Origin of the sequence: Nitratireductor sp. GZWM139, assembly GCF_030068685.1 — a bacterium.
Lineage (GTDB): Bacteria > Pseudomonadota > Alphaproteobacteria > Rhizobiales > Rhizobiaceae > Nitratireductor > Nitratireductor aquimarinus.
The window spans coordinates 35,498-49,149 of sequence record NZ_JAMQML010000019.1 but is presented as its reverse complement, the minus strand read 5'-3'; the positions used below and the strand labels follow the sequence as shown (position 1 = coordinate 49,149).

The following is a 13,652-nucleotide window of genomic DNA, read 5'->3' as shown; positions in this document are numbered from 1 at the left end:
AGAGGCGGGAAGGCCCGCCTCTCTGATACGCTTCCCGTCAGAAAATGCCTCATGGCTTCCCGGCGGTGACGCGCCTTTCCCGGAACCTCCGGGCTCAATCGCCCATCGCAACGCCTTCGCGGCGCGGGTCGGCTCCGCCTTCCAGCCCCTGTGGCGTGATGGTGATGCCGTGCAGGCCCGAGTTCAGGTCGCCGATGGATGTCTTGAAGCCAAGCGCATCGAGGTCAGCCTTGAATTCCTCGGCTGGCGTTCCCGCTTCGAGCGTATAGGTGCCGAACCGGTTCGTCAGGTGCGGCAGGTCGATTGCCTGTTGCATGTTCATCTTCCAGTCCACCAGCGCGATGATCGTGTTGGTCACATAGGGAATGATGTTGCTGCCGCCGGGCGAGCCCAGCGCATAAAGCGGCTTGCCGTCCTGAAGCACGATGGTCGGCGACATGGACGAGCGCGGCCGCTTGCCGGGCTGCACACGGTTGGCCACGGCCTCGCCATCGGCTTCCGGCCTGAACGAGAAATCGGTGAGCTGGTTGTTGAGAATGAAGCCGGCCGCCATCTGGCGCGAGCCGAAGGCGCTCTCCACCGAGGTCGTCATGGAAGCGATATTGCCATCCTTGTCCACGATCACGAAATGCGAGGTCGAGGGCTGTTCGAAGCTCATCCCGTCAATGCGCAGCTCCGCCTTGTCCCATGGCGGGTCGCCGGCCTTCACGTCATCTGCGCCTAGCGCCGTCGGGCGGCGCAGCAGGGCGGCGCGGTCTTTTAGATAATTTGGATCGAGCAGGCCCTTCGGCATCTTCACGAAGTCGCTGTCCGCCATGTAGCGGCCGCGGTCGGCGAAGGCGAGGCGCGTTGCATCGCCGATGATGCGCCAGGTCTCCGGATCGTCCGGGCCGAGCGTTTCCAGATCGAACTCCGAAACCATGCCGAGTATCTGCCCGACGGTCAGCGCGCCGGAGGAGGGCGGTCCCATGCCGCAGACGTCGAGCCCGCGATAGGGGGCGCACACGGCCTCGCGCTCCTTCACCGCATAGGCGGCCAGATCCTCGAGCGAGAGCAGGCCGGGATTGCCGTCATGCGCCTTCACCGCAGCGATGATCTTTTCGGCGATTTTGCCCTTGTAGAAGCCGTCCGCGCCCTCCTTGCCGATGGTCTTCAGCGTCTCCGCATAGTCCGGGTTCTTGAGAACCGAGCCGACAGCCAGCGCATTGCCGTCCTTGTCATAGAAATAAGCGCGGGCAGTCGCCTGCGTGTCGAGCCGGCCCTTGTCACCCTCGATCAGCGTGTGAAGCCTTGGCGAGACGGTGAAACCCTCTGAAGCAAGCCGGATTGCCGGCTGGAGCAGCGCATCCCATTCGAGCTTGCCCGCGCGGGTGTGGATGGTTTCCATCAGGCGCACCACGCCCGGCGCTCCAACCGAGCGTCCACCCACCACGGCGTCAAAGAAGGGAAGCGGCTCGCCCTTGTCGTCCAGAAAGAGCTCCGGGGTTGCGGCCGCAGGCGCGGTTTCGCGCCCGTCAAAGGTCGTCACCTTTCCGCTGGCCGCATCGTACCAGACCAGAAACGCACCGCCGCCAATGCCGGAGGATTGCGGTTCCACGAGGCCGAGCACGGTCTGCACCGCCACCAGCGCGTCAGCGGCAGTGCCGCCTTTGCGCAGCGCGTCGAGACCCGCCTGCGCGGCCAGTGGATTGGCCGCCGCGACCATCTGTTCCTTCGCGTGAACGGTTTTCTTTTCGCTAAGCCCGCTGGCTATCTCAGGGGCCTGGGCGTCGGCCGCCTGTTTGGTTGTCTGCTGGGCCATCGCGCTGCCGGCGGCAAGTCCGGCGGTGAGCCCGGCGGTGAGCGATGACAAAAGGGCAACGGCCCCGAAGGTATGTGATAATCGCATCTTGGCGCTCCTCCATGAGAGCGCCATGGGCCCGGCCAACCGGAGCCCCGAGTAGAAAACGCTCTCGATCCCTCAACGGCCGTTTGCGCGGGCGCACAAGCCCGGCAGACGAACCAGTTGCTTTGACCGGTGAACGCTAGAGCATTTTCCCGCGCGGTGGAAATGGCCCAGATTGCAAAACACGCAGACCAAACGCATCCCGACCAAGGCGCGCGCGCTGCAAGTGCTCAGTCGGTGGATTTCTCGGCCGGACCGAACACGTCCTCGAAAGCGGCTTTCAGCGCCAGGTCCACATCGTCCATGGTCACCGGCAGGCCGAGGTCGACCAGGCTGGTGACGCCATAGCCGCTGATGCCGCAGGGCACGATGCCGCCGAAATGCGCCAGTTCCGGCTCAACGTTGATCGAGATGCCGTGAAAGCTCACCCAGCGCCTCAGGCGGATGCCTATGGCGGCGATCTTGTCTTCTGCGGGCAGGCCGCCGGGCAGGGGCGGCTTGTCGGGGCGCGCGACCCACACGCCAACCCGGTCCTCGCGCCGCTCGCCGGTCACGTTGAAGCGCGTCAGCGCGCCGATGATCCAGGCTTCCAGCGCGGCGATGAAGGCGCGGATGTCTTCGCGGCGCGTCTTCAGATCAAGCATCACATAGACCACACGCTGGCCGGGGCCATGATAGGTGTATTCGCCGCCGCGCCCGGTCTTGTAGACGGGGAAGCGATGGGCCTCGAGCAGGTCTTCGCTGTTGGCACTGGTGCCGGCGGTGTAGAGCGGCGGGTGCTCGACCAGCCAGACAAGCTCTCTGGCCTTGCCGTCACGAATCAGCCCGGCGCGCTCTTCCATGAAGGAAACGGCGGTTTCGTAGTCGGTGAGACCCGGTTCGATTCGCCATTCCACCGGCGGGGCATCCTCGCGCGGCAGGAATACGGTGTCGATCTGGCCGCGTTCGCTCATTTTCTCATCCCATCAGGTACTGAAATCACCTGTTTCATATGGCGATAATGGGCGCTCGGGTCCAGTCTCGGCTTGAAGATGTGCATGAGCATCTTTTTTTGCGTCTTTTTCGAGAAGTCGCTTGTCTCCCGAAAACCGATTTGCTACATGCCCGTTGCCGGTGACGAACCGGCCTCCAGCTACGTGCGGTCGTGGCGGAATTGGTAGACGCGCAGCGTTGAGGTCGCTGTGGGGCAACCCGTGGAAGTTCGAGTCTTCTCGACCGCACCAAGCTCTCTCCCAAAGAGTATGGTTTTCAATGACTTGGATGCGAAAGTGTCCCACGTCAGACCCATGCGTGGGACACGTTAATCCTCTCGATCGCTGATTTGGCCAGCTTCCAACGCTCCACGCGCCGGGTGTAAACCTCACTCGTTTTCGCTTCCGAATGGCCCAAGATGGCCATGATCTCATACTGGCTGCAGCCCAGCTCAGCGAGGAGTTCTGCAAGACCCTTGCGGACGCCGTGAGCGGAGAGATGAGCCAGTCCAGCATCCTTGCACCAGCGCTTGAACATCGCCGACATGCTGTCCCCGCTGGCAAAGGGCTTTCCACCCCGACCAAGCACGTACGTTGTGCCCTGCACCTTCATTGTGCGCGTGGCATCTTTCAATGGCGCAAGCAGGGGAATCGACACCTCGGTCGAGCCTTTCTTGAGAGGCGTCCAGCGTAGCGCTTCAATGCCTTCGATCCGGCACTCATGCTCGCGGCCCAGCACTGTCAGGTCTTCAATACGGCAACCGGTCCAGAGCAGGACGGACAGCGCCACATGTGCCTTGGAGCCGGGGAGGTGCACTTTCAGGAAGTTTCGAACGTCAGCCGCCTTCCAAGGTTTCGCACCATCACCCTTACGGTAGATCGGCTTAATGCCGCGCGCTGGGTTCTGTTGCAGGTATCTGCGTTCAATCGCCCAATCGAACATCACCGCCACTGCTTCGATGAATGCATCTGCCTGGGCCGGTGTTGCGCCCATGCCGTCCTGCATCTCGATAAGCTTCTCGTGGGGAATGAGCATCTTCCGGTCAGGATGCTTGAGGAGGCGGGATAGAAGATTGCGTTTCTTCTTCAAGGTCTTCGGGCTGGTTGTTCCAGCTTTGACGCGCTGCTCGAGGTATTCGAAGTACGAGTTGACGAGCCATGCGATTGACCTGGGCTTGGCATAGTCCGACGCGGCCTTGAGCGGTTCGGGCTTCTCGCCACGGCGCGCCGCAAGGTACTGACGCTGAAAGTCAGGGTCATCCGGGCCGCAATAGATGCGAATGCGCCGGGATTTCTCTCCCTCCGGTCTGACGCGATAGCGCGAATTTCCGGAGGGCAGAGGCTCGATCAGCAAACCTGGGTAATGCACCTTCATGGGCGACTTCACCAATCCTCAAGGCCGCCGTCTTTGTCTGATTGCCCGGCGGCCATTGCGTTTTCAACGCTGCCATCGTTCTTGGTCGACTGGTGTTCATCAACGCCACCGCAGTGGATTTCGACCTTTCCACCTGTAACGCACACCCTGTCCACGCTCAGGCCGCTCTCCTGCATGGCGCTGAGTGCGGCCTTGATCGCGTTGGCGCTGGCTCTGATGCGGGTCGTGCGCTTCTGGGGCTCGGGGTGATGGGCGTTCACTGCTCGCCTCCAAATTCCCTGATCGCGGTTCGACCAGCTTCGGTGATGCAGTAGCCCGCGCCGGCAAAAACGTTCCTGTCGTTTGGAAGGGCGTGGAACTCAGCCAGACCAAGCGAGACGAGGCAGTCCATGGCGCGACGAGCGGCAGTAACGTCCGCCATATCGGCGCGGTCTGCCAGATATGCAGAAGAGGCGCACAGCTTCCCATCTGGTGCGGTGTACTCGCGCATAGCCCAAAGTGCGACGGCTTGCTCCGGCGACAAGTTCATGATCCGCTCCCCCTCCATCGCGAGGACTTGGAACATCTCCAAAAAGAGGTCCCTCAATCTCGCGCCTCGCCACCCCCTCGTGGTGCGTCGGTCGTAAAGGGCGCTGCCGTTAGGGTCGATGGTGCGATGGACTACGATCTCCACCGGAAGGGTGAGCCTTTTGAACCATACGCCGCAAAGCCGGCGAAGCTCATCCGTTTGGCTGGCACCTTCAATTGGCGCGCCAAACTCGTTCAATTCACCGATCGCCCATTCAAGAGCGGCAATCTGTTCGCAGCTCATCTCATCCTCGCGTCTTCTGGAACCCGCGCCCGGCGATCTTCGTTTTCGACCTTGGCCACGTTCCGTTGTGCTTTCTGCGGATGCGGTCAGCCTTGGCGCGGTCGCCGGCCTCCTCGGCCGTTTTTGCCTTGTGCTCTTGGACAAGGGCAGGCATCAGATTGCTTTCCCGATGCTCGCCACCCATGGAAAGCGGTTTGACGTGCTCGACCTCCCACGGCTCACCCGGGGCGATCTTCCGGCCTGAGATATGGCAACGGCCCTTGGCGCGGATGAAAACGCGATCCTTGACGTACTGGGGCACCCTTGCGTCAGGGCTGGAGCCGATCCACTCGGGCAGGCTTCTGCCGCCGAGCGGGTTGTCGATCATGGGGACTGCCATCACCGCGCCCTCCGTTGATGCTCCGCGATCTCCGCTTCAACCAGACGCGCCAGTTCAAGGCACATCACGTCGAGGCGAAGCTCATCGGTGCGCAGGTCGAGCGTCTTTCTTGCAATTGCCCGAGCGCCACGGCTGCCCTTCGGAAATGAGCGCGCAACCTCGGCAAGGGTGTCGGCTGAGATGGTCATTCCGCTTCTCCCATTGCATCAATGTTCTGACGGATGACGTTGAAGGTGAGGGCTGCCACCCAGGGATTGGCATGAATGTGATGCGGCTTCCCTCGGTAGGTTTCCGTCACGCTTTCTCCGCCCCATGGGAAGCTCTCGTAGTGGGTGACCTTGCCGTCATCGCCGTAACGGGGGCGTGGCTTGGCATTGAGGCTGTCCCAGAGCACTTGAAAGCCGTTCGTGTGGAACGGATGTAGGCAGCCGATGCATCGCCCATCGGGGTTCTTTTCGCCGCAGCCGCCGCACGGATGCGAGCCAGCCCCTTCTTCCTTTGCATCCGCCTCGCTGATCTCCTGCAGCCGCTGTACGCGAACGTCTGTGACGATCAGGGTTAGGCGGGATAAACCACGAGGCATGTGGATCGAGGGGAGGTACCCTCGTTTCCAAGCCCAGACAGCGCTAGGGTCAACTGTTCCATCAGCAACGTAACCGACGCCGTTTCCCGTATCGGCTAGGCTCTCACGCACCCAAAGGCGGACTCCCGGCATATACCGAAGCGGTACTTTGAAATCGGCATCCGGGGTCACGTATCCAAAGACCGCAGTCAACGCCGGCGCATAGACCCCGACAAGGCCCATGTCTGCCGGAGGCTGTGGCTTCAAGATCCGCCGGGTCTGCGTCTTCCTGCCCTCAAGCAGTGCGCGGATCATTGGGCCGCTGAAAAGGATGGGACGATCAGTCATGCCGCCAGATCCTTCTCCTCGCACCCGACGACGCCGGCAATCGTCGCCCGGCAGTCATCAAGCTCGATCTCATTCCGGCAGCAGGCGCGGGCGTAATTGGTGATCGACTTCGCTTTGGCCCGCACATCGTCGCTCAGGCCTTCGACAAAGAGTCCCTTGGACTGATTGACGACGACAACCTCATCCTCACCGATGGCGCCGATGATCGCTTTGGCGAACGCCTTGAGCCAATCCGGATCGACGGAAGCCGGCTCGCCTTCGCTCTCTCCCATGTCATGCGAGCCGGCCTCGTCCGCCGTGGCGGGGGAGTTCTCGGCAGCGGAGCGATCTGATTTTGTGGCGACGAGCGCCCCGCTGCCGTCACCGGTGGGGCTTTCTGCCGGTGAACTGTGTTCTGGAATGTGGTCGTAGCGCTTTCGCAGCGCGTCGGGATCGATGCCCGTCACCTCGGACAAGGCTGCCATGGCCTTCTCGAAGAACGGGCGAAATTCGCCTTCATCCATCGATGCGAATGAGATCGAGCCGGGACGTATGAACCATTGCCCTTTGATGGTCTTGGAAATGTCCGTCACGCCGAGCGCCAGTTTGACCGCGTCTGACGCTTCGTTGGCGCTTTCCCAAGGCGTTCTGGCGTTCTCCACCACGTCGCGCAGCACCACCCAATATTTCTTGAGAAGGGGCAGGCTCCGTTTTTGGTTGAGCGTCACAGTGAGCTTGTCGCCGTTGCGATAGGTGTCCAGCACCTCGGCAACATACGGATCCGCTGGCGACAGCCTTCCGCGCTCAACCACGAATTCAAGGGTGGGGTGGTCCTGCTTAGCCATTGTTGCCCCCGATCTGGGAGAGGTGGCGTTCCTTGATCTTCACTGCGATCTGCAGGTTGACGTCGTCGCCGTCGAATTGCGCTTCGGCGTCCATCTCGGACCAGACTTCTTCGACGGTCGCCTCATCCATCGCGCCGGCCAGGTTTGTCTCGAGCTCATCGAAGAAGGCGGCAGCGTCAAATTCACCGTCGGCCATGACCGCGTCGATATCCTCGCCGGTTTCGCGTACGATCTGGCGGTCATCAACGACTTCGCCGGTCTCGGCGTCGATGGCTTCCTGACGCTCGATCTTCTGCGTCGGCGGGGCCGGAGGCGCTGGAGGCTTCGGAGCCTGCGGGCGCTCCTGTGGCGTGTCCTGCACTTCCTCGGCGATGCCAAGGCCGCGCAGCACGTCAGCAAAGGCGTCGCGCAGCGCAAAGGTACGGGCGCGCATTGCGAGCATCCGCTTCGGGTATTGCTGCCACGGCCCTTGCTTGCCCCAGAGGTTGGCCTTCTTGGCATCGGCGACCGAGAATGTGGCCTTGGTCGGATCGGCCTCGCCCTTTCGTTTGACTTCGCAGGACGCGGCCATGTTCTCGCCGTCGCCGGTTAGCTTCTCTTTGATCCATTCGAGTTTGCCAGAACCGCGAACGAGACCGATTGCACCGTCACCCCATATCGTCGGGCGGCCGTTGACCACGGCGATTGACTGCAGAGAGGCCATCGGCGTCATGCCGACTTCCATGCCATGCATGATTGCGACCATGGCCTTTTCTGGTGTCTCGAGCCCCTTCGGAGCCATGCCGGCCTTGCAGACGGCGAGCGCAATCCGCCAAGCACCATCAAAGTCCTGCGGGACGATGGCTTTTACAGCGCCTCCTGATTGCAGTGAGGGCAGGCGCTCGGGGTCGTGCTGAACGATTGCGTTCATGGTCAAACAGCCTTCTCGATTTCAACGATCTTCATGCCTGGCAAGTCAAAGCCAGACTTGGCGGCGCGGTTCGCCAGCGACTGCAGCAAGTCGGTGATCTCCGACCGGTCCCGAACCGCTTGATAGAACGCGTCCTGATCAACGATCTCGCCACGCTTCTCGACGCGGATGGACACACGCGCACCTGTTCGACCTGCACTGGCCTTGGGTGCTTCCGCAGCCTTCTCGGCGTCCTGTGCGGCTTTGAGCGCGATTGCTTTCGCTTCCTCGTTCTGGGCCTTCATTGCCTCTTGGCGCTTCCTCTCGGCCTCTTCGCGGGCCTTTCGGGCTTCTTCGTCGCGCTTGCGCTTCTCAGCGATCAGGAATGGCTCGACATGGCGCTTCGCCTTGGTGGCCCATTCCTTTGCCTCTGCCTCAACCGGCTTGAACTCGCCGTCGATCTCACGGCATTTGGCGAGGTGCGGGGCCTTGACGGTTTCGCGCAGCGAGTTGATGCGTTTGGCAAGGTCTGAGCATCGCTTCGCCCAGATGCCGCACCGGTCTGCGTCAGCCTGTGTCTCGACTGGCTTGCGCATGAAGTCGGTCAACTGCTCGACTTCACCAGCGAGCTCGAGCTTCAGGGCTTCGAATGGATCAGACGCGCCGCTGTTGTCACCGATAGCCGGTGCCGGCGGCTCATCATCGAAGCCTTCGCCTGCGTCCGCTTTGACGTAGGCCTCGTAGCTGATGGGGTTGCGGCAGGACCAAAGGAACAGATCGACCAGGTCCTCGACCTGCCGACCGTTGCGGAACCCAACAACAACGCCATTCTCGTCCGGATAAATCCCGACAGGCTCCCAAGGGCCATTCTTGCGGCGGGTGCGGTAGTATCCGAGCTGATACTCGCCGGGGTGGATCGGCAGTTCTTCCGTTCCAATTTTGGACGGATCGGCGAGGGCGCTTTGCCACCAGCCCCAGCGTTCGATGATTGCGACCTGGGCGATTTCGCCCGCGTTCATGACGGTATCCATGGGGATTTCCTATGCTGGCGTTTCAATGAACCCGACGAGCAGGGCGCTGATGACGATCAGAGCCAGAGCGCGGGCCGTGGGGTGTTCGGGGAATGGGAGGAGGGCGAGAAAGGTCACGGGGCGGCCTCGTCTGACTGGGGACCGGCGCCGGCCAGAAATATGAGGTCGAGGACCAACTCCCCCGCTGGTATCAGGCGATAGATCCAAGAGCGACTTTCGCCTTTGACCGGTCTGTTGAATTCAACCAGCCCACGGCGCTGCAAAGCTCGCGCTGACGCGTAGAACATGTGGTAGTCGTTGCCTTGCCAGGTATCATTCTTGATGGCGTCCAAGGCGCGAACCTGCGCGTGGCTAAGCTGCATCGCAAAGGCTGTGCTGGTGGTGAAGCTCTGAAAGGCTTGCTGCCAATTTGTCGACAATTCGCTCATGCTACGTTCCTCCGGTTCCGCGCGTGTCTCCGGTTCAGCATGTTGAGGTGTCTGGTGAAGCGCAGGTCCGCCACCTCGTCAGAGACGATCTCGTCAAGCTGTCCATCGGTCAGGAAGTTCTCGGCCCCAACCTTGCGGACGCGGCGCGCGATGGCCTTTTCGAGGCGCGCGTATCCAAGATCCTGCATGAACTCGATCTTTCTTTCGCGGGTGGCTTTCATGCTGCGCTCCCCTTCGGTTCGGTCAGATCCAGATACTCACGCACCAGCTCGCGGCGATGATCGTGGTCCGGGTCAAATTTAAGGGCCTGTTCGATCTCGCGGAGCCGCTGGTCGACATTGACGAGCTCATCGCCAAGGGACGCGGCTGCGCGGGTGATGTGGAGGGCTTCGGCGTCCATCAGAGCTTGCACCCGTCCTGAACGCCGTAGCCGTCGTGGCTAAGCTGCTTGTCAGCCGGTTCGGGATCGGCATGGAACTCGGACACCGCGAACTCGGGGCGCAGGTAGTCGACCAGACCGGCGAGAACGGCGAATTCCGTCTCTGTGATCGATGACCAGAACCGGCCACCACCATGCACTGCGGTGTTGATGGCCTCGGCCGCATTGCCAAGCGCATGACGCTTGCCGCTGCTGTCCCTGGCAAAGCCTTCCATGGCCCGGTTCATGTCCACTCGGCGGACTGGCGCGCCATTGGTGAAGTTCGACAGCGCGCGTCCTAAGTCTGCGCCTGTAAGCTCTCGGGTGCTCATGATCTCGTGCTCCATGTTCCCGGGGGAGTGGGTTAGTCCGCGAAAGGGAAGGTCACGCGATAGAAGAACTTGCCGTTGCCGCGATCCTCGAACTGGTAGTGAGAGCGGAAGTGGTTGCTCATCGAGGGGTTGGCGCGGTTTTCGTCACGCCACTGGCTGGCCGGCAGATCGCACTTGTAGGCATTTTCCCGGCAGACACGCTCGACGTGATCGGCAGGCATGTCGCTCGTCACGTCATACTCGTAGTAGCTATCGCCATAGGCCCGCTTCTGGCCGGAGTGCGTGTTGGTGAAGGTCACGCCGTCAATGGTCTTGGTCTGGCGATCTATGTGTGCGGTCACGTCCATCGTTCTCTTCCTCTCCATCGTGTCCGGCAGATCGGCGCGGGGTGCGCTTCTTCGTGCTGCAGTATCGTTAAGGTACATATCGTACCCAATAGCGTCAAGCTAAAAAGATACAAATCGTACCCGATTTTTTGACAGGGGAGGAATCGCGCCGTACAAATGGGCGTGTCTCGCGATGGCGCGAGCGACAGAATTTCAGGAAAAATCAATGAACGACGAGACGGAACTCACACCGGCGGGGCGATGGTATCGAAACCGGGATGAATGGATCAGGCACGTTCTGGGGCGGGATTACCTGACCGCCGATTGCCAGCGGGTCGGCATCTTCATCGCCATGCACATGAACCGGCGGGACAACCACACGAAGCACCAGCAGACGACAATCGCGAAGGATTTGGGGCTGGGCGTTGCGACGGTGAAGCGGTCAATCAAGAAGCTTCGAGAGGAAGGGCTGATTGACCTCGAAAAGGTGACGCGGGGTCGAAGGAATAGGGCGGTGAACCACTATTTTCTGATCTTCCCGTGGGCGTCCTAAGTATCACCAGTGATCCCTAGACTGGGTGTCACCAGTGATACCCCTAATAACGGTAGATCATAATAACGGTAGTTTATGATTAGGGTTATAGGGCTCTGGAGAGGGAGTATTATATCTCTAGGGCCCTACTCTCAAACGTAGAAGGGAAGGGCGCTATGAGCGATCAATTCTGGCTCGCCGTGACTGCATTTTTTCTGATGGTTTCTTCTGGGACGATCTTATGGGCTGTGCGTGAAGTGTGTCGATACATCCGCCTTCTGCAGTCGATGATTGCGGACGCGCGCAAACTGGGATTGCGAACGCCGCCGTCGAACTGTGATTGAAGGGACGCCCAGTCTGGTGACACCTCAAAGGAGACTGTGTGCTCGCCGCCTGATGCGATCTCATGGTCAACCGTCAGATAGGTAACACCGTCCGGGCGGGCATAGGTGAACGGGATTCCTGCCGCCTCGATCCTATCCAACGCGATAGTATGGCTTGAACGGTTGTTAACCGTGCATTTGATCTCGATCACCTGGGGAAGGTCATCTCGACTAATGGGCGACCATGGCTTGCTGCCGCCGTCCACTGGGGACTTGTAAGCGAAGAAGAGGTTGACCGAAATCTGGTCGCGGCGGGTCATATACGCGAGTGCTAGGCCTGCGCCTGTGATGAATGCGGCTACCGCGCTGATTGCAGTCGACCACTCCATCTCCCCTCCCTATTCGCCGGCTGGTGTTAGCGCCAGGTGGAAAACTTCATAGACCACCCAGACGAAGGCTGCGGCGATCACGACGGACATGAAGAGCAGGAGCCAGTTCATCTCCTTCTGCTCTCGGTTTGGCTTCTTGCGACCCACGACGCTTCCCCTATTCGTCTTCCTCGTCCAGATCGTCAATCTCGATCAGGCCGGCCTCGATTCCCCAATCCAGTATGATCGCGTTGACGGCTTCATCCCGGCTCATCTCGTTGGCCTTCGCGAACTCGTCCGCCAAGTCGGCCACTTCTGAAATCAGGGTGAGGTCACCGGCTTTGACGAGCTTGCCTTGAAGTCGAAATGCAGCCCGCCGCAGCAGTGCCTGGATCTCCATGGGTGTGAAATCATGCAGTGTCTTCGCGGCCTTGAGGAGTTCTTCGGCGAGCTTGTCAGTCATGGCTCCCATCTTCCTCTCGAATGCGCATCCACTCTTTTGGTGTCAGCGCCGCCTTGAGAACGATGTCGACCTCCGGCAGGAGGCTTTCCCACATTGGCCGGCCTTCGAACTTCGTGTTCTCTGGCAGGCCACGGGACGTGCATAAGGCGCGGGCGGCGCGTTCGCGGGAAGGCTTGGGCTTTCTCATGACGCCTATTCTCCGCAGAGTGAGCGCATTATCTCGAAGGTCTGTTTCGAGCCAACCGACGTAAAGACGCCCTGTTTCTTCTCGGTCCGGAATGGTACGTCGGCACCGTCCGCTGCTTCAAATATCTCGACAATTGAGGCGGAATCTTCGGTGCTGGCGATAAGCCTCTTCCCAAAGTGAGGAACCTCGCCGACCGTGAATGTGAAATCCAGGGTCTGGTCCCCATGACGGAATGTCGCCTTCGCGGTTTGAACGAACATCATGAAGCGCTCGGGCTGGAAAAACGACACCAAGTTGCCCGACGAGGCGCATGCGAAAGCGATCAGTGCTTTGTCAAACCCGTCACCGGATTCAGACATCATCGCAAGCGGCAAAACGCTTTTGTCGAACGTGTCTTGGCGGAACTGAAGGCCCCAGCCTTCCTTCATCTCTTCGCTGATGGCTGTTGTTGTGCATGCCGCGAATAGCGCGCCGGCTAAGATAAGCCGCTTCATTGCAATCCCCCGCATGAATTATCTCTCCCATTCACATCGATAAGATCGTTTTGCGCACACGTCCGATGATGTCCGGCTCAACGCCGACCGGCAACTCGAACGGCTTATGTTCCTCATTGGTCGAAACAGGCTCCCACCTATTTGGCGGGCGAAAGCGCTTGTAGGTCGCGCCGCCGTTCCCGTCTCCGATGACGTAACAGGCGTTCGGGACAAGGCGCTTGTCGTTCCGGTTCACGAAAATGATGCTGTCGTGAGGCGATATTCGGTTCATGGAATCGCCATCGACACGAAGCGCAACCCAATCGCCGCTTGGATCTAGGTCGGGGGCGTAGACCATCGGTTCGTCATCGAAGTGGGTGACGGTATCCGACTGCAACAGCGCGCCCGCGCTAACCCACGAAATCAGCGGCGCGTGAACGAATGCTGTCTCGGCAGGGATGTCGTCATCATCCGGGTTCCCTGTTCCGTAATTCAGCCACTGCAGAGACACGTTGAACAGCGTGGCGAATTTACGGGCGTCATCCAGTCCGAACCCGTTTCGCCCCTGCTCATAAGCCTTGTAGCTGTTGACGTTGATCCCGAGCTTGTTCGCTACAGCGGTCGGCCCTGAATACTCCGCGCGCTTCCGTGCCCAGACCAAGCGCTGCGCGCGTTCTTCCCTCAGTCGTTTTTCTTCGCTACTCGCCATGGTGCAAAAAATACCCGC

General features: G+C 60.5%; 22 protein-coding genes and 1 tRNA gene. 2 read left to right on the top strand and 21 right to left on the bottom strand.

The features are described 5' to 3' along the window. Window positions 1–94: 94 nt before the first annotated feature. Both ggt and lipB read right to left on the bottom strand, forming a co-directional pair. The gene (gene ggt / locus NDI72_RS19330; protein ID WP_283801488.1) at window positions 95–1,888 is read right to left on the bottom strand and encodes a gamma-glutamyltransferase; all 1,794 of its coding nucleotides are present in this window, start codon (window positions 1,886–1,888) and stop codon (window positions 95–97) included. 227 nt (window positions 1,889–2,115) lie between these two features. Further along, window positions 2,116–2,838 carry a lipoyl(octanoyl) transferase LipB gene (lipB, locus tag NDI72_RS19325; RefSeq protein WP_113154969.1) on the bottom strand — a complete coding sequence of 241 codons (723 nt, stop codon included), beginning with the start codon at window positions 2,836–2,838 and terminating at the stop codon, window positions 2,116–2,118. Window positions 2,839–3,023: 185 nt separating this feature from the next. On the opposite strand from lipB, the gene NDI72_RS19320 reads away from it, so the two are divergent. Then, a tRNA-Leu gene (locus NDI72_RS19320) sits at window positions 3,024–3,108 on the top strand. Between the two features lie 55 nt (window positions 3,109–3,163). Here NDI72_RS19320 and NDI72_RS19315 read toward each other — a convergent pair. The 14 genes from NDI72_RS19315 to NDI72_RS19250 form a co-directional block, all read right to left on the bottom strand. Continuing rightward, complete coding sequence (locus NDI72_RS19315) at window positions 3,164–4,231, bottom strand: tyrosine-type recombinase/integrase (RefSeq protein WP_283801486.1); 1,068 nt, start codon at window positions 4,229–4,231, stop codon at window positions 3,164–3,166. Window positions 4,232–4,239: 8 nt separating this feature from the next. Then, entirely contained in the window at window positions 4,240–4,491 is a 252-nt protein-coding gene (locus NDI72_RS19310) for a hypothetical protein (protein WP_283801484.1), read from the bottom strand. Then, entirely contained in the window at window positions 4,488–5,042 is a 555-nt protein-coding gene (locus NDI72_RS19305) for a hypothetical protein (protein ID WP_283801483.1), read from the bottom strand. Before NDI72_RS19305 ends, NDI72_RS19310 begins: the two co-directional genes overlap by 4 nt. 1 nt (window position 5,043) lies before the next feature. After that, window positions 5,044–5,409: an HNH endonuclease gene (locus NDI72_RS19300; RefSeq protein WP_283801481.1), complete on the bottom strand. Its 366-nt coding sequence runs from the start codon at window positions 5,407–5,409 to the stop codon at window positions 5,044–5,046. 11 nt (window positions 5,410–5,420) lie between these two features. Next, window positions 5,421–5,609, bottom strand: a complete 189-nt coding sequence (locus NDI72_RS19295; RefSeq protein WP_206549095.1) for a hypothetical protein — start codon at window positions 5,607–5,609, stop codon at window positions 5,421–5,423. After that, complete coding sequence (locus NDI72_RS19290; protein WP_283801479.1) at window positions 5,606–6,331, bottom strand: hypothetical protein; 726 nt, start codon at window positions 6,329–6,331, stop codon at window positions 5,606–5,608. The genes NDI72_RS19295 and NDI72_RS19290 overlap by 4 nt, the downstream gene beginning before the upstream one ends. Continuing rightward, complete coding sequence (locus tag NDI72_RS19285) at window positions 6,328–7,155, bottom strand: hypothetical protein (RefSeq protein WP_283801477.1); 828 nt, start codon at window positions 7,153–7,155, stop codon at window positions 6,328–6,330. Before NDI72_RS19285 ends, NDI72_RS19290 begins: the two co-directional genes overlap by 4 nt. Then, complete coding sequence (locus NDI72_RS19280) at window positions 7,148–8,065, bottom strand: recombinase RecT (RefSeq protein WP_283801476.1); 918 nt, start codon at window positions 8,063–8,065, stop codon at window positions 7,148–7,150. Before NDI72_RS19280 ends, NDI72_RS19285 begins: the two co-directional genes overlap by 8 nt. Before the next feature lie 2 nt (window positions 8,066–8,067). After that, the gene (locus NDI72_RS19275) at window positions 8,068–9,075 is read right to left on the bottom strand and encodes a hypothetical protein (protein WP_283801475.1); all 1,008 of its coding nucleotides are present in this window, start codon (window positions 9,073–9,075) and stop codon (window positions 8,068–8,070) included. A gap of 113 nt (window positions 9,076–9,188) precedes the next feature. Then, on the bottom strand, window positions 9,189–9,503 hold the full coding sequence (locus NDI72_RS19270) for a hypothetical protein (protein ID WP_283801473.1): 315 nt from the start codon (window positions 9,501–9,503) through the stop codon (window positions 9,189–9,191). After that, window positions 9,500–9,724, bottom strand: coding sequence for a hypothetical protein (locus NDI72_RS19265; RefSeq protein ID WP_283801471.1), 225 nt, complete (start codon window positions 9,722–9,724; stop codon window positions 9,500–9,502). The genes NDI72_RS19270 and NDI72_RS19265 overlap by 4 nt, the downstream gene beginning before the upstream one ends. Beyond that, on the bottom strand, window positions 9,721–9,903 hold the full coding sequence (locus NDI72_RS19260; RefSeq protein WP_283801470.1) for a hypothetical protein: 183 nt from the start codon (window positions 9,901–9,903) through the stop codon (window positions 9,721–9,723). The genes NDI72_RS19265 and NDI72_RS19260 overlap by 4 nt, the downstream gene beginning before the upstream one ends. Further along, window positions 9,903–10,253 (bottom strand): hypothetical protein, encoded by a 351-nt coding sequence (locus NDI72_RS19255; protein ID WP_283801468.1) that lies wholly within the window; start codon window positions 10,251–10,253, stop codon window positions 9,903–9,905. Before NDI72_RS19255 ends, NDI72_RS19260 begins: the two co-directional genes overlap by 1 nt. Window positions 10,254–10,285: 32 nt before the next feature. Then, entirely contained in the window at window positions 10,286–10,600 is a 315-nt protein-coding gene (locus NDI72_RS19250; RefSeq protein WP_283801467.1) for a hypothetical protein, read from the bottom strand. A 205-nt stretch (window positions 10,601–10,805) separates the two neighbouring features. Here NDI72_RS19250 and NDI72_RS19245 point away from each other — a divergent pair, with 205 nt between their 5' ends. Beyond that, window positions 10,806–11,132, top strand: a complete 327-nt coding sequence (locus tag NDI72_RS19245) for a helix-turn-helix domain-containing protein (protein ID WP_206549001.1) — start codon at window positions 10,806–10,808, stop codon at window positions 11,130–11,132. 163 nt (window positions 11,133–11,295) lie between these two features. On the opposite strand, the gene NDI72_RS19240 is transcribed toward NDI72_RS19245, so the two are convergent. The 5 genes from NDI72_RS19240 to NDI72_RS19220 form a co-directional block, all read right to left on the bottom strand. Then, window positions 11,296–11,823, bottom strand: coding sequence for a hypothetical protein (locus tag NDI72_RS19240; protein WP_283801466.1), 528 nt, complete (start codon window positions 11,821–11,823; stop codon window positions 11,296–11,298). A 157-nt stretch (window positions 11,824–11,980) separates the two neighbouring features. Further along, complete coding sequence (locus tag NDI72_RS19235) at window positions 11,981–12,265, bottom strand: hypothetical protein (protein ID WP_283801465.1); 285 nt, start codon at window positions 12,263–12,265, stop codon at window positions 11,981–11,983. Continuing rightward, the gene (locus tag NDI72_RS19230) at window positions 12,258–12,452 is read right to left on the bottom strand and encodes a hypothetical protein (RefSeq protein ID WP_283801464.1); all 195 of its coding nucleotides are present in this window, start codon (window positions 12,450–12,452) and stop codon (window positions 12,258–12,260) included. Before NDI72_RS19230 ends, NDI72_RS19235 begins: the two co-directional genes overlap by 8 nt. Before the next feature lie 5 nt (window positions 12,453–12,457). Next, window positions 12,458–12,946, bottom strand: a complete 489-nt coding sequence (locus tag NDI72_RS19225) for a hypothetical protein (RefSeq protein WP_283801463.1) — start codon at window positions 12,944–12,946, stop codon at window positions 12,458–12,460. Between the two features lie 31 nt (window positions 12,947–12,977). Then, window positions 12,978–13,634, bottom strand: a complete 657-nt coding sequence (locus NDI72_RS19220) for a helix-turn-helix domain-containing protein (protein ID WP_283801462.1) — start codon at window positions 13,632–13,634, stop codon at window positions 12,978–12,980. Window positions 13,635–13,652: the final 18 nt, after the last annotated feature.